This window comes from Clostridium sp. JNZ J1-5 (assembly GCF_053901425.1).
On the sequence record NZ_CM132773.1, the window covers coordinates 2075740 to 2096633 of the forward strand.

Genomic DNA, 20894 nt, shown 5'->3' on the forward strand with positions numbered 1-20894 from the left:
ATTATTTTCGATATTATAGGTGACCAGCAGTCTCTTAAAACATAGTGTTGTTATTTAAAAAGATAGCTTCGTTCATAGCAAAGTTTTTATATGTTAAAATAATAAAAAGTATATATGATGATAGATAGTAATATTAATTAATGTGGTAATAATTCTAAAAATAGATTATAAGTTATTGCAAGGAGGGGTATGGTGATTAGAGTATTTATTAATAAAAATAAAGAGATAAGAACAGTATTTAAAATAAGTTTATTTGCTATTATATATATAATTTTAAGTGGATTTATGGGACAAATACTTCTAGCTATAGTGCAAAGAGTTATAGGTAACAATAGTCTAGCTAATCCAAAACAGATTTATAAAGAAGCACAAAAATACTTATACAATACTCAAATTGGAATGTTTATGCTTCAACTTATGGGATTAATTGCTTTAATATTAACTATATTCATACTGCTAAGGTTTATAGAAAATAAAAGATTTAAGGATATAGGATTTAATTCAATTAGAGAACATTCTAAAGAATTGAAATGGGGACTTATATTAGGTGCAGTATCTATGGCAGCTATTTTTACAATATTACTATGCACAGGAAACGTCACTTTGAAGAATTCAATTACTAGTCCTAATTTTACAACTAATGCGCTATGGGGAATAGTATTATTTATAATAGTAGCTATTAATGAAGAGATTATGTGTAGGGGATATATACAGACAACATTAAGCCAAATAGGTTCAGAATGGGTTGCAGCAATCGCTACTTCAGGAATATTTGCAATATTACATTTAGGGAATCCCAATGTAAAAAGTACTGGATTAATAAATATATTTTTAGTGGGGATGCTGTTTTCCTATATGTATATTAAAACTAAAAGTCTTTGGATGCCTATAGGATATCACTTCACTTGGAATTATTTCCAGGGCAATGTATTTGGATTTCCTGTTAGTGGAACAACTCAATCTAAGGGAATATACAATATTAATAAAGTTAAAGAAAATATTCTAACTGGTGGAAAGTTTGGGCCTGAGGCGGGGATTCTAGCTACTATAGTTATAGTAGTAGGGATTATTATAGTTTGGATTTTAACTTCTAATAGAAGAAGTAATAATTAATGTAGATTCTAATATTTTTATAAAGAAAAAGTTATTTTTACTAAAGAAATAAGTACTCAAGGAGTAGGAGAAAGCTAGTGAACAATAGATTTGAACATATACTTTGCCTGGAGTATCTATATGCGAAAAATATAGAAACAAGCAAAAAATAAGAGTATTATAAGTATAAATTAGTTTAAACGATGAAGTAGTTTAGAATATATATATGTTATTCTGATAAGATATGTCTTGTCGTTGCGAGAGCGCGGCAGCATAAAATTAGAAATCAGCAATAAAAAAGTTGTTGACATGAAAAATTTTGTGTGATAGAATGATAAAGCCGTCAAGAGATGGCGATAAAAAATGGTCTTTGAAAATTAAACAGAATTAAGGTAAAAAGAAATGCCAGTCAATAAATTTGAGTAAGATTAAACTTTTAAATTGAGAGTTTGATCCTGGCTCAGGACGAACGCTGGCGGCGTGCCTAACACATGCAAGTCGAGCGATGAAATTCCTTCGGGAATGGATTAGCGGCGGACGGGTGAGTAACACGTGGGCAACCTGCCTCAAAGTGGGGGATAGCCTCCCGAAAGGGAGATTAATACCGCATAACATTATCTCTTTGCATGAAGAGATAATCAAAGGAGTAATCCGCTTTGAGATGGGCCCGCGGCGCATTAGCTAGTTGGTGAGGTAACGGCTCACCAAGGCGACGATGCGTAGCCGACCTGAGAGGGTGATCGGCCACATTGGAACTGAGATACGGTCCAGACTCCTACGGGAGGCAGCAGTGGGGAATATTGCGCAATGGGGGAAACCCTGACGCAGCAACGCCGCGTGAGTGATGAAGGTCTTCGGATTGTAAAACTCTGTCTTTGGGGACGATAATGACGGTACCCAAGGAGGAAGCCACGGCTAACTACGTGCCAGCAGCCGCGGTAATACGTAGGTGGCAAGCGTTGTCCGGATTTACTGGGCGTAAAGAGTATGTAGGCGGACATTTAAGTCAGATGTGAAATCCCCGGGCTTAACCTGGGAGCTGCATTTGATACTGGGTGTCTAGAGTGTAGGAGAGGAAAGTGGAATTCCTAGTGTAGCGGTGAAATGCGTAGAGATTAGGAAGAACACCAGTGGCGAAGGCGACTTTCTGGACTATAACTGACGCTGAGATACGAAAGCGTGGGGAGCAAACAGGATTAGATACCCTGGTAGTCCACGCCGTAAACGATGAATACTAGGTGTCGGGGGGTACCACCCTCGGTGCCGCAGCAAACGCAATAAGTATTCCGCCTGGGGAGTACGGTCGCAAGATTAAAACTCAAAGGAATTGACGGGGACCCGCACAAGCAGCGGAGCATGTGGTTTAATTCGAAGCAACGCGAAGAACCTTACCTAGACTTGACATCTCCTGAATTACTCGTAACTGAGGAAGTCCCTTCGGGGACAGGAAGACAGGTGGTGCATGGTTGTCGTCAGCTCGTGTCGTGAGATGTTGGGTTAAGTCCCGCAACGAGCGCAACCCCTATTGTTAGTTGCTACCATTAAGTTGAGCACTCTAGCGAGACTGCCTGGGTTAACCAGGAGGAAGGTGGGGATGACGTCAAATCATCATGCCCCTTATGTCTAGGGCTACACACGTGCTACAATGGCCGGTACAATGAGATGCAATCCCGCGAGGGGGAGCTAAACTTATAAAACCGGTCCCAGTTCGGATTGTAGGCTGAAACTCGCCTACATGAAGTTGGAGTTGCTAGTAATCGCGAATCAGCATGTCGCGGTGAATACGTTCCCGGGTCTTGTACACACCGCCCGTCACACCATGAGAGCCGGTAACACCCGAAGCCCGTGAGGTAACCGTAAGGAGCCAGCGGTCGAAGGTGGGATTGGTGATTGGGGTGAAGTCGTAACAAGGTAGCCGTAGGAGAACCTGCGGCTGGATCACCTCCTTTCTAGGGAGAAATGAAAGCACTGCTTTCATAGACTGGTTCTTAATTCTGTTTAATTTTGAGAGACTATAAGTTTCTCTAAGGACGTTGAACACTAACGTGTTTAGCGATTTGTTCTTTGAAAATTGCACAGTGAATATAAAGATTAAACCTAGAACTAAGTAAAACTTAGTAATAAGCTGAATTAAGTATATTAAATATACTAAAAAGATCAAGCTACAAAGGGCGCACGGTGAATGCCCTGGCACTAGGAGCCGATGAAGGACGTGATAAGCTGCGATAAGCTGCGGGTAGGCGCAAATAGCCTGTGATCCGCAGATTTCCGAATGGGGAAACCCATCTAGCTAACGCTAGATACTATGTACTGAATTCATAGGTGCATAGAGGAACACCTGGGGAACTGAAACATCTAAGTACCCAGAGGAAGAGAAAGAAAAATCGATTCCCTCAGTAGCGGCGAGCGAAAGGGGAAGAGCCCAAACCAGAAACTTTGTTTCTGGGGTTGAGGATAGATCATAACGCCAAAGTTTCTTTAGCCGAATAGAACTGGAAAGTTCAGCCGTAGAGGGTAATAGCCCTGTAGGTAAAAAGGAAATGAGGCAAGATCTAATCCAGAGTACCACGAGACACGTGAAACCTTGTGGGAAGCAGGGAGGACCATCTCCCAAGGCTAAATACTACCTAGTGACCGATAGTGGAGAAGTACCGTGAGGGAAAGGTGAAAAGAACCCCGGGAGGGGAGTGAAATAGAATCTGAAACCGTGTGCCTACAATCGGTCGGAGCACGTTAATGTGTGACGGCGTACTTTTTGTAGAACGGGCCAGCGAGTTACGATATGTAGCAAGGTTAAGCACTTATGGTGCGGAGCCGAAGGGAAACCGAGTCTGAATAGGGCAACTAGTTGCATATCGTAGACCCGAAACCGGGTGACCTATCCATGGCCAGGATGAAGCGAAAGTAAAATTTCGTGGAGGTCCGAACCACGTTGGTGTTGAAAAACCATGGGATGAGCTGTGGATAGCGGAGAAATTCCAATCGAACTCGGAGATAGCTGGTTCTCCTCGAAATAGCTTTAGGGCTAGCGTCGGGTAATAAGTAGTGGAGGTAGAGCACTGAATGGGCTAGGGGCTGACAACAGTTACTGAACCCTATCAAACTCCGAATGCCATATACTCGTACCCCGGCAGTCAGACTACGAATGATAAGATCCGTGGTCAAAAGGGAAACAGCCCAGACCATCAGCTAAGGTCCCAAAGTGTAAGTTAAGTGGTAAAGGATGTGGGATTTCTAAGACAACTAGGATGTTGGCTTAGAAGCAGCCACTCATTGAAAGAGTGCGTAATAGCTCACTAGTCGAGAGATCCTGCGCCGAAGATGTAACGGGGCTCAAACTTACCACCGAAGCTATGGATGTGTCTAACGACACGTGGTAGAGGAGCTTTCTGTACAGGTTGAAGCCATACCGTAAGGAGTGGTGGACAGTGCAGAAGTGAGAATGCTGGCATAAGTAGCGAAAAACAGGTGAGAATCCTGTTGGCCGAATATCTAAGGTTTCCTGGGGAAGGCTCGTCCTCCCAGGGTTAGTCGGGACCTAAGCCGAGGCCGAAAGGCGTAGGCGATGGACAACTGGTTGATATTCCAGTACCACCAAAATGCGTTTGACAAATGGGATGACGCAGGAGGATAGGATGTGCGCACTATTGGATGTGCGTCTAAGCACTTAGGGTGTTGAGTAGGCAAATCCGCTCAACTGAGCCTGAGGTGTGATGGGGAGCCTATTTTGGCGAAGTATCTGATTCCACGCTGCCAAGAAAAGTCTCTATGGAGCAAATTGGTGCCCGTACCGCAAACCGACACAGGTAGATGAGGAGAGAATCCTAAGGCCGTCGGAAGAATTGCTGCTAAGGAACTCGGCAAATTAACCCCGTAAGTTCGCGAGAAGGGGTGCCTGCGAGAGCAGGCCGCAGTGAACAGGCCCAAGCAACTGTTTATCAAAAACACAGGTCTCTGCTAAAGCGTAAGCTGATGTATAGGGGCTGACGCCTGCCCGGTGCTGGAAGGTTAAGGGGAATGCTTAGCGCAAGCGAAGGTGTGAACTTAAGCCCCAGTAAACGGCGGCCGTAACTATAACGGTCCTAAGGTAGCGAAATTCCTTGTCGGGTAAGTTCCGACCCGCACGAATGGCGTAATGATTTGGGCACTGTCTCGGCAGCAAATCCGGTGAAATTGAAGTGCAAGTGAAGATGCTTGCTACCCGCGGTTGGACGGAAAGACCCCGTAGAGCTTTACTGTAGCTTAGCATTGAATTTCGGTATTGTCTGTACAGGATAGGTGGGAGACTTAGAAGCGAGAGCGTCAGCTTTCGTGGAGTCGTCCTTGGGATACCACCCTGATAGTACTGGAATTCTAACTGGCGGCCATGAATCTGGTCACAGGACATTGCTAGGTGGGCAGTTTGACTGGGGCGGTCGCCTCCTAAAAGGTAACGGAGGCGCCCAAAGGTTCCCTCAGCGCGGTCGGAAATCGCGCGTAGAGTGTAAAGGCAGAAGGGAGCCTGACTGCGACACATACAGGTGGAGCAGGGACGAAAGTCGGGCTTAGTGATCCGGTGGTTCTGTATGGAAGGGCCATCGCTCAACGGATAAAAGCTACCTCGGGGATAACAGGCTGATCTCCCCCAAGAGTCCACATCGACGGGGAGGTTTGGCACCTCGATGTCGGCTCGTCGCATCCTGGGGCTGTAGTCGGTCCCAAGGGTTGGGCTGTTCGCCCATTAAAGCGGCACGCGAGCTGGGTTCAGAACGTCGTGAGACAGTTCGGTCCCTATCCGCCGTGGGCGTAGGAAATTTGAGAGGAGCTGTCCTTAGTACGAGAGGACCGGGATGGACTGACCTCTGGTGCACCAGTTGTTCCGCCAGGAGCACAGCTGGGTAGCTATGTCGGGAAGGGATAAACGCTGAAAGCATCTAAGCGTGAAGCCCACCTCAAGATTAGATTTCCCATAGCGTAAGCTAGTAAGATCCCTGGAAGACTACCAGGTTGATAGGTCAGAGGTGTAAGTGCAGCAATGCATTAAGCTGACTGATACTAATAGATCGAGGGCTTGATCAAATATTAATTCACTGTGCAATTTTGAGAGAACAATCTCTCTAAGGAAACTCCTCAGCGTAGCTGATGAGTACTGATTTGTTACCAAAATCGAAGATTTTGACAAATCATGCATCTGGTTATTATGGCTTGAAGGTAACACCCGTACCCATTCCGAACACGAAGGTTAAGCTTCAAAGCGCCGATGGTACTGCACTGGAGACGGTGTGGAAGAGTAGGTCGTAGCCAGGTAATATGGCTGGATAGCTCAGTCGGTAGAGCAGAGGACTGAAAATCCTCGTGTCCCTGGTTCGATTCCTGGTCCAGCCACCAAAGATCCTAACTACAATGTAGTTAGGATCTTTTGCTATACATAAATTAAAGAGGTATATATTTAATACCTCCTAAGCTATTAGACAATAAATCATATTCTATATAATACGTAATGTTTATAAAAAAGTTATTTGTTTATATGTTTTAAAATATCTTCAACGTGACCATTTACTTTAACTTTTCTATATATTTTTTCGATTATGCCATCTTCATCAATTATAAATGTACTTCTTTCAATGCCCATTGATGTTTTACCAAACATAGTCTTTTCTTTTAATACGCCATATAGATTAACTACTTTTTCATCAGAGTCAGATAAAAGTACAAATGGTAAATTCAATTTAGATATAAACTTATCATGTGATGTTAGAGAATCCCTACTTACTCCTAGGACAATTGTATTTAAAGCATTAAAACTATCTATATTATCTCTAAAAGATTCAGCTTCTCTTGTGCATCCAGGAGTATTATCCTTTGGATAAAAATATAGAATTACTTTTTTACCTTTATAATCACTAAGTTTATGCTGCTTATCGTCTGAACCTATTAGTGAAAAATCAGGAGCAATAGTACCTTCCTTTATTTCTAAATTATTCATATAATCACCTCGAAATCAAATTATTATAAAATATTATATAATAATTATTATCATTTAGCAATAGCTGTACTGTATTTCATAACTCTATGTATTCTATATAATAAAAGTTAGTATTAATATCAAGTGAAAAGTTAATGATAAAATAAGTGGATGTAATAGAAATATGATAAGTTATATATTTTAAATAAAAAGTATAAAAATTTATTGACAAGTTATATTAATGTTGATATAATAGCTATTGTGTCTGGCGTTAGACAATAACGGCATTCAATTAAGGAAACTCCTCAGCATAGCTGATGAGTACTGATTTGTTAGCAAAATCGAAGATTTTGGCAAATCATGCATCTGGTTATTATGGCTTGAAGGCAACACCCGTACCCATTCCGAACACGAAGGTTAAGCTTCAAAGCGCCGATGGTACTGCACTGGAGACGGTGTGGAAGAGTAGGTCGTAGCCAGGTAATATGATTCACTAGCTCAGTCGGTAGAGCACTTGACTTTTAATCAAGTTGTCCGGGGTTCGATTCCCCGGTGGATCACCAAAGCACATCTTATTAAATTAAGATGTGCTTTTTAAATTTATATTATATTTTAAATAAGAAATTAAATACAATGATTTGTAGACATTGTATTTTAGTATATTAGATTTCCTATTAGTTTAACAACTATTGAAAATCTTTAGTAAAGGGTTATATATACATACTCTATTATGATATCATATGTAAGTGGGGATTTTGCCCATAAATAATTTTAAAGGAGTTTATATATGGAAAATAAAGTTTTAGCTAAAGTTAATGGAAGAGAAATAACAGAAGCAGATATTCAATTAGCAGTTCAAAAGTTTCCAAGAGAAAAACAATCTTTTTTACTTAGTGAACAAGGCAAACAACAATTATTAGAGCAACTTGTTTCTTTTGAATTATATTATAACTATGGTAAAGAAGTGGGGATGGAGAATTTAGAAGAATTTAAAGAGAGATTAGCAATAGTAGAGAGAGAAATTTTGACTCAAATGGCCATAGAAAAGGTAATTAATGAAGTAGAAGTTACAGATAAAGAAGTAGAAGAATACTATGAAGCTAATAAAGAAATGTTTAAGACAGGGGATACTGTAGTTGCTAGCCATATACTTGTAGATTCTGAAGAATTAGCAAAAGAAGTAATGGTTAAGATAAATGGCGGTCTTGCATTTGAGGAAGCAGCAGAAAAGTATTCAACTTGTCCATCAAAAGCACAAGGTGGAAATTTGGGTAGATTTGGTAAAGGACAAATGGTTCCTGAATTTGAAGAAGCTGCTTTTAAGATAGAAGTAGGAGTTTTAAGTGAGCCAGTTAAAACTCAATTTGGATACCATTTAATAAAAGTTGAAGATAAGCAAGAGGCTTCAGTAAGACCTTTTAATGAAGTTAAAGATATGATAAAATCACAAATTTTCCAAGAAAGACAAAACTTTAAGTACATGTCTTTTACAGAAGAGTTAAAGAAAAAATATTCAGTTGAAATGTAATTAATAAATATAAAAAGAATATGTGTAATAGCATATTCTTTTTTATATGTTAAAAAATAATATATTTAATACAAAACTATTTTTAATATAATATTTAGATTATTGTATATTTAAAGAGGACAGTAGGTAGAGTTGGTTTTGCACAAATTTATTTATAGTCCTTTTTTATTGTAGTCATATACACTATAATTTTTAGCATACCTACACTAGTATATAGCTAAGTCCTATTCCTACACAGAGTCTTTCAATAAAATCTAGCATACCATCTCCATATAATAAAATGTAAATTGAATTATATAAACTATATATAATTTATGACTCAAAAGAAACTTGTGAATATGTTAATATCTAAGCAGGTTTTCTTTAGATTAGATATTAAACATATATTTATGTTAGCATCTATTTAAAACATAATCTAATATTAATATAAATAAGATAAGGCAATATAATATAATTCACTAAAACATAATATACTCTACCAGGAGTATCAGTTGATAAAAAGTTTAGATATATGAAGAAAATTAAAGATTTAAGAAGATAATTTCATATGATTAACTATTATTATAGTACAGGCATTATAATTTATGATAAGATAGTCAATGTCGTCGCAAGGGCGACCCAGTAATATTAAAACTGGAAACAGCTAATGAATTTGAAAAGATTAAAAAAATTCAAAAAAGTTGTTGACAATAAAGTTTCGAATTGATATAATGAATAAGCTGTCAAGGGACAGCAACAGAAATGGTCTTTGAAAATTAAACAGAATTAAGGTAAAAAGAAATGCCAGTCAATAAATTTGAGTAAGATTAAACTTTTAAATTGAGAGTTTGATCCTGGCTCAGGACGAACGCTGGCGGCGTGCCTAACACATGCAAGTCGAGCGATGAAATTCCTTCGGGAATGGATTAGCGGCGGACGGGTGAGTAACACGTGGGCAACCTGCCTCAAAGTGGGGGATAGCCTCCCGAAAGGGAGATTAATACCGCATAACATTATCTCTTTGCATGAAGAGATAATCAAAGGAGTAATCCGCTTTGAGATGGGCCCGCGGCGCATTAGCTAGTTGGTGAGGTAACGGCTCACCAAGGCGACGATGCGTAGCCGACCTGAGAGGGTGATCGGCCACATTGGAACTGAGATACGGTCCAGACTCCTACGGGAGGCAGCAGTGGGGAATATTGCGCAATGGGGGAAACCCTGACGCAGCAACGCCGCGTGAGTGATGAAGGTCTTCGGATTGTAAAACTCTGTCTTTGGGGACGATAATGACGGTACCCAAGGAGGAAGCCACGGCTAACTACGTGCCAGCAGCCGCGGTAATACGTAGGTGGCAAGCGTTGTCCGGATTTACTGGGCGTAAAGAGTATGTAGGCGGACATTTAAGTCAGATGTGAAATCCCCGGGCTTAACCTGGGAGCTGCATTTGATACTGGGTGTCTAGAGTGTAGGAGAGGAAAGTGGAATTCCTAGTGTAGCGGTGAAATGCGTAGAGATTAGGAAGAACACCAGTGGCGAAGGCGACTTTCTGGACTATAACTGACGCTGAGATACGAAAGCGTGGGGAGCAAACAGGATTAGATACCCTGGTAGTCCACGCCGTAAACGATGAATACTAGGTGTCGGGGGGTACCACCCTCGGTGCCGCAGCAAACGCAATAAGTATTCCGCCTGGGGAGTACGGTCGCAAGATTAAAACTCAAAGGAATTGACGGGGACCCGCACAAGCAGCGGAGCATGTGGTTTAATTCGAAGCAACGCGAAGAACCTTACCTAGACTTGACATCTCCTGAATTACTCGTAACTGAGGAAGTCCCTTCGGGGACAGGAAGACAGGTGGTGCATGGTTGTCGTCAGCTCGTGTCGTGAGATGTTGGGTTAAGTCCCGCAACGAGCGCAACCCCTATTGTTAGTTGCTACCATTAAGTTGAGCACTCTAGCGAGACTGCCTGGGTTAACCAGGAGGAAGGTGGGGATGACGTCAAATCATCATGCCCCTTATGTCTAGGGCTACACACGTGCTACAATGGCCGGTACAATGAGATGCAATCCCGCGAGGGGGAGCTAAACTTATAAAACCGGTCCCAGTTCGGATTGTAGGCTGAAACTCGCCTACATGAAGTTGGAGTTGCTAGTAATCGCGAATCAGCATGTCGCGGTGAATACGTTCCCGGGTCTTGTACACACCGCCCGTCACACCATGAGAGCCGGTAACACCCGAAGCCCGTGAGGTAACCGTAAGGAGCCAGCGGTCGAAGGTGGGATTGGTGATTGGGGTGAAGTCGTAACAAGGTAGCCGTAGGAGAACCTGCGGCTGGATCACCTCCTTTCTAGGGAGAAATGAAAGCACTGCTTTCATAGACTGGTTCTTAATTCTGTTTAATTTTGAGAGACTATAAGTTTCTCTAAGGACGTTGAACACTAACGTGTTTAGCGATTTGTTCTTTGAAAATTGCACAGTGAATATAAAGATTAAACCTAGAACTAAGTAAAACTTAGTAATAAGCTGAATTAAGTATATTAAATATACTAAAAAGATCAAGCTACAAAGGGCGCACGGTGAATGCCCTGGCACTAGGAGCCGATGAAGGACGTGATAAGCTGCGATAAGCTGCGGGTAGGCGCAAATAGCCTGTGATCCGCAGATTTCCGAATGGGGAAACCCATCTAGCTAACGCTAGATACTATGTACTGAATTCATAGGTGCATAGAGGAACACCTGGGGAACTGAAACATCTAAGTACCCAGAGGAAGAGAAAGAAAAATCGATTCCCTCAGTAGCGGCGAGCGAAAGGGGAAGAGCCCAAACCAGAAACTTTGTTTCTGGGGTTGAGGATAGATCATAACGCCAAAGTTTCTTTAGCCGAATAGAACTGGAAAGTTCAGCCGCAGAGGGTAATAGCCCTGTAGGTAAAAAGGAAATGAGGCAAGATCTAATCCAGAGTACCACGAGACACGTGAAACCTTGTGGGAAGCAGGGAGGACCATCTCCCAAGGCTAAATACTACCTAGTGACCGATAGTGGAGAAGTACCGTGAGGGAAAGGTGAAAAGAACCCCGGGAGGGGAGTGAAATAGAATCTGAAACCGTGTGCCTACAATCGGTCGGAGCACGTTAATGTGTGACGGCGTACTTTTTGTAGAACGGGCCAGCGAGTTACGATATGTAGCAAGGTTAAGCACTTATGGTGCGGAGCCGAAGGGAAACCGAGTCTGAATAGGGCAACTAGTTGCATATCGTAGACCCGAAACCGGGTGACCTATCCATGGCCAGGATGAAGCGAAAGTAAAATTTCGTGGAGGTCCGAACCACGTTGGTGTTGAAAAACCATGGGATGAGCTGTGGATAGCGGAGAAATTCCAATCGAACTCGGAGATAGCTGGTTCTCCTCGAAATAGCTTTAGGGCTAGCGTCGGGTAATAAGTAGTGGAGGTAGAGCACTGAATGGGCTAGGGGCTGACAACAGTTACTGAACCCTATCAAACTCCGAATGCCATATACTCGTACCCCGGCAGTCAGACTACGAATGATAAGATCCGTGGTCAAAAGGGAAACAGCCCAGACCATCAGCTAAGGTCCCAAAGTGTAAGTTAAGTGGTAAAGGATGTGGGATTTCTAAGACAACTAGGATGTTGGCTTAGAAGCAGCCACTCATTGAAAGAGTGCGTAATAGCTCACTAGTCGAGAGATCCTGCGCCGAAGATGTAACGGGGCTCAAACTTACCACCGAAGCTATGGATGTGTCTAACGACACGTGGTAGAGGAGCTTTCTGTACAGGTTGAAGCCATACCGTAAGGAGTGGTGGACAGTGCAGAAGTGAGAATGCTGGCATAAGTAGCGAAAAACAGGTGAGAATCCTGTTGGCCGAATATCTAAGGTTTCCTGGGGAAGGCTCGTCCTCCCAGGGTTAGTCGGGACCTAAGCCGAGGCCGAAAGGCGTAGGCGATGGACAACTGGTTGATATTCCAGTACCACCAAAATGCGTTTGACAAATGGGATGACGCAGGAGGATAGGATGTGCGCACTATTGGATGTGCGTCTAAGCACTTAGGGTGTTGAGTAGGCAAATCCGCTCAACTGAGCCTGAGGTGTGATGGGGAGCCTATTTTGGCGAAGTATCTGATTCCACGCTGCCAAGAAAAGTCTCTATGGAGCAAATTGGTGCCCGTACCGCAAACCGACACAGGTAGATGAGGAGAGAATCCTAAGGCCGTCGGAAGAATTGCTGCTAAGGAACTCGGCAAATTAACCCCGTAAGTTCGCGAGAAGGGGTGCCTGCGAGAGCAGGCCGCAGTGAACAGGCCCAAGCAACTGTTTATCAAAAACACAGGTCTCTGCTAAAGCGTAAGCTGATGTATAGGGGCTGACGCCTGCCCGGTGCTGGAAGGTTAAGGGGAATGCTTAGCGCAAGCGAAGGTGTGAACTTAAGCCCCAGTAAACGGCGGCCGTAACTATAACGGTCCTAAGGTAGCGAAATTCCTTGTCGGGTAAGTTCCGACCCGCACGAATGGCGTAATGATTTGGGCACTGTCTCGGCAGCAAATCCGGTGAAATTGAAGTGCAAGTGAAGATGCTTGCTACCCGCGGTTGGACGGAAAGACCCCGTAGAGCTTTACTGTAGCTTAGCATTGAATTTCGGTATTGTCTGTACAGGATAGGTGGGAGACTTAGAAGCGAGAGCGTCAGCTTTCGTGGAGTCGTCCTTGGGATACCACCCTGATAGTACTGGAATTCTAACTGGCGGCCATGAATCTGGTCACAGGACATTGCTAGGTGGGCAGTTTGACTGGGGCGGTCGCCTCCTAAAAGGTAACGGAGGCGCCCAAAGGTTCCCTCAGCGCGGTCGGAAATCGCGCGTAGAGTGTAAAGGCAGAAGGGAGCCTGACTGCGACACATACAGGTGGAGCAGGGACGAAAGTCGGGCTTAGTGATCCGGTGGTTCTGTATGGAAGGGCCATCGCTCAACGGATAAAAGCTACCTCGGGGATAACAGGCTGATCTCCCCCAAGAGTCCACATCGACGGGGAGGTTTGGCACCTCGATGTCGGCTCGTCGCATCCTGGGGCTGTAGTCGGTCCCAAGGGTTGGGCTGTTCGCCCATTAAAGCGGCACGCGAGCTGGGTTCAGAACGTCGTGAGACAGTTCGGTCCCTATCCGCCGTGGGCGTAGGAAATTTGAGAGGAGCTGTCCTTAGTACGAGAGGACCGGGATGGACTGACCTCTGGTGCACCAGTTGTTCCGCCAGGAGCACAGCTGGGTAGCTATGTCGGGAAGGGATAAACGCTGAAAGCATCTAAGCGTGAAGCCCACCTCAAGATTAGATTTCCCATAGCGTAAGCTAGTAAGATCCCTGGAAGACTACCAGGTTGATAGGTCAGAGGTGTAAGTGCAGCAATGCATTAAGCTGACTGATACTAATAGATCGAGGGCTTGATCAAATATTAATTCACTGTGCAATTTTGAGAGAACAATCTCTCTAAGGAAACTCCTCAGCGTAGCTGATGAGTACTGATTTGTTACCAAAATCAAAGATTTTGACAAATCATGCATCTGGTTATTATGGCTTGAAGGCAACACCCGTACCCATTCCGAACACGAAGGTTAAGCTTCAAAGCGCCGATGGTACTGCACTGGAGACGGTGTGGAAGAGTAGGTCGTAGCCAGGTAATATAAAAACACTAAGCATTTGCTTAGTGTTTTTTACTTTTTTGTTATTGAAGTTAAAAATGTAGAAGTTAAAATGCAATTATATTTATCACAGAAATATCTTAATAAGATATGTGAATAATTTAAACAAATTTTAGCTTTAAAAGCTATTTACCTATAATTCCACACATTTATTTTAATCAATAAGCAAACAATATTTAATGTATACTACTAATTATTGTAGCCTATTGAATATAGAATACTTATATAAATTTATACTTTAAAGAAATCATATTTGAATTGAAAAATTTTAACTTGAAGGAGAGGTATTTGTAATGAAGAATATAGGAAAAATAGCTATAATTATATTGGCTTTAAGTATAGGATTTATTCAATTTGGATTTATCTGTCCTAAAGTGAATGCTAAAGTATTAGAAGCGTCTGTAAATCTAAAGGATTCAAAAGAAGTGGAAAGTGTGATACAGAAGTTTATTCCAAAAGAGATGCAGCTTTCTCCAGCTATAGATTCTAAAAGAGGTAGAGCTATTATAAGAAGAGACATAGATAAAGATGGTGAGAAAGAGATAGTTTTTACTTTTGAATCATTGAAAGAGAGGAACAAGTGTGGAATAATTGTGTTGAAAAAGGAGAAAGATTCTTGGAAAGAAATATTAAAAGATTATGCTAATAATAAGTATGTGTATAAAGTTTATTTTAAGGATATAGATGTAGATAAAATAGATGAATTATTAGTTAGTTATTCATCAGGAAAAGAAGAAGAGAAAAGTTTAAAAATTTATAAGTTCGATGATAAGAAGACTGTTTTAAAGCTTATTGGGGAAGAAAAATATGATAAAATATATATGAAGGATATGCCCAATTGCACAGGAAAGTGTGATAAAAAAATAGAGATTGCATTATGGAATAAGGATATTGGAGATGCATATGAAGTTAAAGTGATAAGGTATAATGGAAAAAAATTTGTTAAAGCTGAAGATGTGTATAGCCATTATTATGAGCAAGTAATTGATTATTATAGATATAAGTTAAGAAAGAAGGAGAATAAAAATAGTGCACTTATGTGGTACTATTTAATAGATGCTCAAATGAAAGCTGGTAAAAGTAAAGAAGCTTTAAGCAGTATCTATGATGCAAAGAGGTTAAATTTAGAAGGCTATGAAAAAGTAAAAGATAGAATAGATAAATTAGAAAAGAAAGCTTTGGAAAGTTTTAAGTAACAAAAATATTACAGTAGATATAGAAGTAAAATAAAAAATACTTAATATCTACTGTATTTTTTATTGTATAATTATTAATGAGACATTTAGTTAGGAGATGAAAACTATGAATAGAGTAGAAAAGCTTAAAGATATAATAGATAAAAGTAAAAGTATAGTATTTTTCGGAGGTGCTGGAGTTTCAACAGAAAGTAATATACCAGATTTTAGATCTGAATGCGGATTATATAAGACAAAAAATAAATACTCTTATCCACCAGAAATTATGTTAAGTCATAGTTTTTTTATGGAACATACTGAGGATTTCTTTGATTTTTATAAGGCTAAAATGATATACAAAGAAGCAAAGCCAAATGATGCACATATGGCTCTTGCAGAACTTGAAAAAAGAGGAAAGCTTAAAGCTGTAATAACTCAAAATATTGATGGCTTACACCAGTTAGCAGGATCTAAAAATGTTTTAGAACTTCATGGTTCAGTGCTTAGAAATTATTGTATGGAATGTGAAAAAAGTTTTGATTTAGATTATGTCTATTATAGTAAAGAATTAATTCCACATTGTGATCATTGTGGTGGTGTAGTAAAGCCAGACGTAGTATTATATGAAGAATCATTAGATATGAATGTAATGTATAGTGCTGTAAAACATATACAAGAAGCAGATACATTGATAATAGGAGGGACATCATTAGTAGTTTATCCAGCTGCAGGACTAGTGCAATATTTCAATGGTAAGAATTTAGTACTCATAAATAAAGACGTTACACCTTATGATAGCAAAGCAGACTTAGTAATTAACGATAAAATAGGGAAAGTTCTTAAAGAAATATTATGATTAAAAGATTGTAATTTTAGATTATATGAAATTAACAATTCTTTAGAAATTTGGGGTTAAATTATAATTAATTATAATTTAACCTCTTACTTTTTATCAATATATATTGTATACTAGTTAATAAATTATATTTTTATAAAAATTGTTATCCGAGTTTAGGAGGATTTATAATGGAAAATAGCAAGGGAAGAGAAGGGTTTTCATCTGGCCTAGCAGCTTTTTTTGCAACGTTAGGTTCTGCTGTAGGTTTAGGGAATATATGGAAATTCCCTTACGTAGTAGGAGCTAATGGAGGAGCGGCATTTTTATTAGTTTATTTCATATGTATTATTTTTATTGGCCTTCCAATTATGGTTAGTGAATTTTATATGGGAAGAAAAACAAGAAAAAATGTTATGGGAGCAGTAGAAGAATTAACTCCTAAAAAGTCTTGGAAAAGTATAGGAGTTTTCTCGGTTTTAGGAGCATACTTCATATTGTTTTTCTATAGTGCTGTTGGAGGTTGGGTATACTCATATGTTTTCAAAATCATAAAGGGAGATTTTAATAATGCTACACCAGAATCTGTTAAACAGATATTTGGAACTACAATTATAGGACCAGCTTCGCCAATTGTATGGCAAATTATAATGGTAGCTGTTGTTTCTATAATTCTAATTCTAGGGGTAAAAAATGGAATAGAGAGAATAACTAAAACTCTTATGCCAATCCTATTTATACTGATTGTAATATGTGATATTAAAGCACTAACTCTTCCAGGAGTGAAGGAAAGTCTTAAGTTTCTATTTAAAGTAGATTTTTCTATGCTAAAGACACAAGGTATACTAATGGCTATGGGATTAGCTTTCTTTAAAATGTCATTAGGTATGGGATGTATGATGACTTATGGAAGTTACTTTACAAAGAAAGATAATATGATGGGTACAGCTGCAAAGGTAGCTATATCAGATACTATAGTATCCCTTTTAGTTGGAATAGCTGTTTTCTCTGCAGTATTCACATTTGGAATGAAACCTTCTAGTGGCCCCGGATTATTATTTATGACCATACCACTTGTATTTACAAAGTTACCTTTTGGGAAGCTACTGCTATTAGCATTCTTTATATTAGCATCTATAGCAGCAACCACGGCAATGACTTCAATGAGTGAAGTAGCAATAGCCTACTATTCAGAGCAAAGAGGTATGTCAAGAAAGAAAGCAGTTATTATAAGCTCTATAATTATATTATCAATAGGAATACTTGCTACCCTTTCAGCAGATAGTACAGGAATACTTGGAGGAATTACAATATTCGGAATGAGATTTTTCGATTTGTTTGATTATATATCTTCAAATGTTCTTTTACCAGTAGGTGGAATACTTATAGCTATTTTTGTTGGATATAAAATACCAAAGGAAGATATAAAAAGGGAGCTTTCAAATGAAGGTAATCTTAAGCTAAATAAGCTAATAGATCTTTACTATGTAATTTTAAGATATATAACCCCTGTTTTGGTTTTTGTAGTATTTTTATCTTCAATAGGAGTGATACAGAAGCTAATTAAATTAATAATGTAATATACTTTGAAATTTGATAAATTAGGTTTAATATTATAAAAGGTTTATACTGCTTAATAGATTAGATTTAAATTTAAAAAATATATGTTATAAGCGAATAAAACAAGCAATTCCAATAATTATATACTGGAATTGCTTGTTTTTATATGATGGGTTATCAGTTTTAAGTTTATTTTACAACAGGTTCTAATATACTAATTTCACCTTTATCACAATCAATCATAGCTTTTGCACCTATTGGTAAGGTTAGCTTTGGATAATCATGGCCTGACATAAAGTTTGATAAAGTAGGTTTATTTAATTTCAAAACTCTGTCAACAAGGACTTCATTTAATGTTAAACTTTTTTCATAATTAGGGAGCGAACATCCAGTAAATTGCCCTATTATAAAACCACTACACTCCTGAAGCTTACCAGCAAGATGAAGTTGAGTTAAAAGCCTGTCAATAACGTAAGGTTCTTCATTAACATCTTCTATAAACAATATATTATTTTTAGTATTTACTTCATAAGGTGTTCCTAAGGTAGATGCTATTAAAGAGAGATTGCCACCTACAATTCTTCCTACAGCTTTTCCACTTATGTTTCGATTAAGCTTTATTCCAGAAGGGTTAACTAGGCTATAAGGTCTATATCCATTCATAAGGGTACTTAAAAAGCTTTTTAGAGTTTCTGTATCTTCAAAATTAGAGCTTCCCATAGGACCATGAAAAGTTATAAGCCCGCATCTTGATGCAATTGTGTTTAAGAAAGAAGTAATATCACTAAAACCTACAAAAATTTTAGGATTTTTTCTTATAGTTTTGTAATCTATAAATGGAAGGATTCTCATAGAACCATATCCACCTCTTATACATAGAATCATATCTATTTCTGTATCTTCAAACATATCCATAAAATCTTTTGCCCTATCTTTATCCTGTCCTGCCATGTACCCCCACTTATGGTATAAATGATTACCTTCTTTAACGTTAAAGCCTTGAGATTTAAGGAATTCAATAGATTTTTTTATTTTATCAGGGGTTTCTGGGCTAGCAGGAGAAATAAGGCCTATGGTATTTCCAATTTTAAGCCTTTTAGCTATCATAAAATCACACCCACATAATAATATCTATAATAATATAGTCTTAAAACTAAGTATTTGACAAATTAAAATTAATTAAATTTTAGTTTAATTTGTTAAATTAATTAAATTTTAGTTTAATTTGTTAAATTAATTAATATGATTACAGTATATATCTATATAGTGGGCTAGAACATATCTCTTTTATTTAATATAATTATTGTAGCCACTGTAGTAGCTATAATTAAGAAAGTTACAGAAATAAATCCATTGCCAGCAGGAGCATTAGAGCCAGGTAGCCCTGTTACGTTCATACCAAAAATACCAGAATATATATTGGGGATAGACATAACTATAGTTATAGAAGCTAAAAGTTTCATAACTAAGTTCAGATTGTTAGATATAACATTTGCTGAAGCGTCCATGGTAGCATTTAAAATGTTAGCATATATCCCTGTCATTTCTATAGCTTGCTTGATTTCAATTATTACATCTTCTAATATATCTTTATCTTCTTCGTACTTTTGCATTATTTCAAGTTTAAGCATCTTCTCTAAGGTTATCTCATTGGCTTTAAGAGAAGTAGAAAAGTATACAAGAGAGTTTTGAAGAGATAGCAGCTGCATAAGAACCTGATTACTCATAGATCTATGTAGCTTCTTTTGTATCATCAAACTCTTTTTACCTATTTGTCTTAGGCAAGTTAAAAAGTAACTTGAAACTCTATAAAGTATTTGAAGAATAAATCTAGAGCGTTTAAATGTATAAAATGATCGTATATTTCTGTCAATAAAATCTGTTAAGAGTTTGCTGTTTTTTAAACATACAGTTATAATTTCTTTTTGTGTATGTATTATTCCTAATGGATAAGTATCATAGGTTAATGAGTTTTCTTCCATTTCAGTAAAAGGTATATCCACTATAAATAGTGAAACACCATCTTCTATATCTATACGGGAGGTCTCCTCCTCATCCAAAGCAGCATTTAAAAACTCAATTGGAACTCCTGTTTTTTTGGATACTAGTAATATTTCCTGTTCAGAAGGGGATACCATGTTAATCCAACATCCGGATTCAATTGAATCTAATTTTTGTAAAGTTTGATCTATTTCACTAACTGTTTTATATATGCAAATCATAATTTTCAGCCCTTTCTAATATTACATATATTATTATTATAACTTACATATTAAATATTTCATAACTAATTTATATGTAGAAAAACATTATTTTAATAAAGACATAATTTCATATTATTTGATTGATTTACAGAAAATTGAATATAGTATAAAATAACTGAATATACTGAATATTGATCCTCATAGAAAAACAAAGATAAAGAGTAAAATAGTATAAATTATCACATGTAACCGTTTACGTTACCCTAAAACAGTCATAAACAATCTTAAATTACCTAATAAAAGTTTGTACTATTTTCAATAAACTTAGTATAATCACTATGTAAAATCAAGATAGAAAATGGAGGAAAATTTTAGCCATGTATAAAGAAACTGTGGCCAGAAGAAAAGTTCCAAGTATATTTATAATAGTATTGTATTTAACAACTTATTTAGTTGTATCTGACATAATTACAAACTTAAGAATTGGGCAATATATAATTGGTGAGTATTTAACTATTTTATTAACTTTTTTAGTTTTCTTTACAATAGTAAGACAAGTAAATAAGTGTAAAATAAAATATAAATATTCTATAATAGCAGACGAGTTAATAATTTATAAGCTTAAGGGTTGTAGAGAAGAAGTTATAGAAAGTATTAAACTTAAAGATATTGAATATGTAGAGAAGATTAGTAAATTTAAGTTTAACCTAAATAGATTTTTTTGCAAGAAGTGTGCTTGCTTAAACTTCATAAATGACGTGTATGCATGTAAATACAGTAACGGATATAGAAGTGGGAAATTTTACTTTGAGCCAAGCTATAAATTAGTTGATAAAATAAATATATTAAGAAGCAGAGAAGTATGTTAAA

At 38.4% G+C, this 20894-nt stretch carries 9 protein-coding genes, 2 tRNA genes and 7 rRNA genes; 15 read left to right on the forward strand and 3 right to left on the reverse strand.

The genetic code is table 11. The features are described 5' to 3' along the window. The first annotated feature begins 192 nt into the window (after window positions 1-192). The 5 genes from ACWW38_RS10180 to ACWW38_RS10200 all read left to right on the forward strand — a co-directional run bounded on the left by ACWW38_RS10180 (window position 193) and on the right by ACWW38_RS10200 (window position 6459). Entirely contained in the window at window positions 193-1113 is a 921-nt protein-coding gene (locus tag ACWW38_RS10180; protein ID WP_456257446.1) for a CPBP family intramembrane glutamic endopeptidase, read from the forward strand. Window positions 1114-1529: 416 nt separating this feature from the next. Beyond that, window positions 1530-3041 (forward strand): 16S ribosomal RNA (locus tag ACWW38_RS10185). Window positions 3042-3247: 206 nt separating this feature from the next. Continuing rightward, window positions 3248-6150 (forward strand): 23S ribosomal RNA (locus tag ACWW38_RS10190). Between the two features lie 111 nt (window positions 6151-6261). After that, window positions 6262-6378 (forward strand): 5S ribosomal RNA (gene rrf, locus ACWW38_RS10195). 5 nt (window positions 6379-6383) lie between these two features. Continuing rightward, window positions 6384-6459, forward strand: a tRNA-Phe gene (locus ACWW38_RS10200). A 127-nt stretch (window positions 6460-6586) separates the two neighbouring features. Here ACWW38_RS10200 and bcp read toward each other — a convergent pair. Beyond that, the gene (gene bcp / locus ACWW38_RS10205; protein ID WP_456257447.1) at window positions 6587-7057 is read right to left on the reverse strand and encodes a thioredoxin-dependent thiol peroxidase; all 471 of its coding nucleotides are present in this window, start codon (window positions 7055-7057) and stop codon (window positions 6587-6589) included. Window positions 7058-7401: 344 nt separating this feature from the next. Here bcp and rrf (ACWW38_RS10210) point away from each other — a divergent pair. The 9 genes from rrf (ACWW38_RS10210) (at window position 7402) to ACWW38_RS10250 (ending at window position 17840) form a co-directional block, all read left to right on the forward strand. Continuing rightward, a 5S ribosomal RNA gene (gene rrf, locus ACWW38_RS10210) occupies window positions 7402-7518 on the forward strand. Between the two features lie 5 nt (window positions 7519-7523). Continuing rightward, window positions 7524-7599 (forward strand) — tRNA-Lys (locus ACWW38_RS10215). Window positions 7600-7823: 224 nt separating this feature from the next. Beyond that, window positions 7824-8564, forward strand: a complete 741-nt coding sequence (locus tag ACWW38_RS10220; RefSeq protein ID WP_456257448.1) for a peptidyl-prolyl cis-trans isomerase — start codon at window positions 7824-7826, stop codon at window positions 8562-8564. A gap of 815 nt (window positions 8565-9379) precedes the next feature. Continuing rightward, window positions 9380-10891 (forward strand): 16S ribosomal RNA (locus ACWW38_RS10225). Window positions 10892-11097: 206 nt separating this feature from the next. Then, window positions 11098-14000, forward strand: a 23S ribosomal RNA gene (locus ACWW38_RS10230). A 111-nt stretch (window positions 14001-14111) separates the two neighbouring features. Continuing rightward, window positions 14112-14228: ribosomal RNA gene (gene rrf, locus ACWW38_RS10235) — 5S ribosomal RNA — on the forward strand. The 16S, 23S and 5S rRNA genes sit together here with 2 tRNA genes alongside, the layout of an rRNA operon. Before the next feature lie 315 nt (window positions 14229-14543). Further along, complete coding sequence (locus tag ACWW38_RS10240; protein WP_456257449.1) at window positions 14544-15446, forward strand: hypothetical protein; 903 nt, start codon at window positions 14544-14546, stop codon at window positions 15444-15446. A gap of 97 nt (window positions 15447-15543) precedes the next feature. Further along, window positions 15544-16281: an NAD-dependent protein deacylase gene (locus tag ACWW38_RS10245; RefSeq protein ID WP_456257450.1), complete on the forward strand. Its 738-nt coding sequence runs from the start codon at window positions 15544-15546 to the stop codon at window positions 16279-16281. A gap of 170 nt (window positions 16282-16451) precedes the next feature. After that, window positions 16452-17840 carry a sodium-dependent transporter gene (locus tag ACWW38_RS10250; protein ID WP_456257451.1) on the forward strand — a complete coding sequence of 463 codons (1389 nt, stop codon included), beginning with the start codon at window positions 16452-16454 and terminating at the stop codon, window positions 17838-17840. A 169-nt stretch (window positions 17841-18009) separates the two neighbouring features. On the opposite strand, the gene ACWW38_RS10255 is transcribed toward ACWW38_RS10250, so the two are convergent. Continuing rightward, window positions 18010-18927, reverse strand: coding sequence for a S66 peptidase family protein (locus ACWW38_RS10255; RefSeq protein WP_456257452.1), 918 nt, complete (start codon window positions 18925-18927; stop codon window positions 18010-18012). A gap of 164 nt (window positions 18928-19091) precedes the next feature. After that, window positions 19092-20042, reverse strand: a complete 951-nt coding sequence (locus ACWW38_RS10260; RefSeq protein ID WP_456257453.1) for a magnesium transporter CorA family protein — start codon at window positions 20040-20042, stop codon at window positions 19092-19094. 359 nt (window positions 20043-20401) lie between these two features. Between ACWW38_RS10260 and ACWW38_RS10265 the strand changes: the two genes are divergently transcribed. Further along, window positions 20402-20893 carry a hypothetical protein gene (locus ACWW38_RS10265; protein WP_456257454.1) on the forward strand — a complete coding sequence of 164 codons (492 nt, stop codon included), beginning with the start codon at window positions 20402-20404 and terminating at the stop codon, window positions 20891-20893. Window position 20894 lies beyond the last annotated feature (1 nt).

Coding starts and splice junctions, on each gene's coding strand:
- bcp (WP_456257447.1), bottom strand. CDS start 7,057: ATGAATAATTTAGAAATAAAGGAAGGTACTATTGCTCCTGATTTTTCA.
- ACWW38_RS10240 (WP_456257449.1), top strand. CDS start 14,544: ATGAAGAATATAGGAAAAATAGCTATAATTATATTGGCTTTAAGTATA.
- ACWW38_RS10250 (WP_456257451.1), top strand. CDS start 16,452: ATGGAAAATAGCAAGGGAAGAGAAGGGTTTTCATCTGGCCTAGCAGCT.
- ACWW38_RS10245 (WP_456257450.1), top strand. CDS start 15,544: ATGAAAACTATGAATAGAGTAGAAAAGCTTAAAGATATAATAGATAAA.
- ACWW38_RS10260 (WP_456257453.1), bottom strand. CDS start 20,042: ATGATTTGCATATATAAAACAGTTAGTGAAATAGATCAAACTTTACAA.
- ACWW38_RS10265 (WP_456257454.1), top strand. CDS start 20,402: ATGTATAAAGAAACTGTGGCCAGAAGAAAAGTTCCAAGTATATTTATA.
- ACWW38_RS10255 (WP_456257452.1), bottom strand. CDS start 18,927: ATGATAGCTAAAAGGCTTAAAATTGGAAATACCATAGGCCTTATTTCT.
- ACWW38_RS10220 (WP_456257448.1), top strand. CDS start 7,824: ATGGAAAATAAAGTTTTAGCTAAAGTTAATGGAAGAGAAATAACAGAA.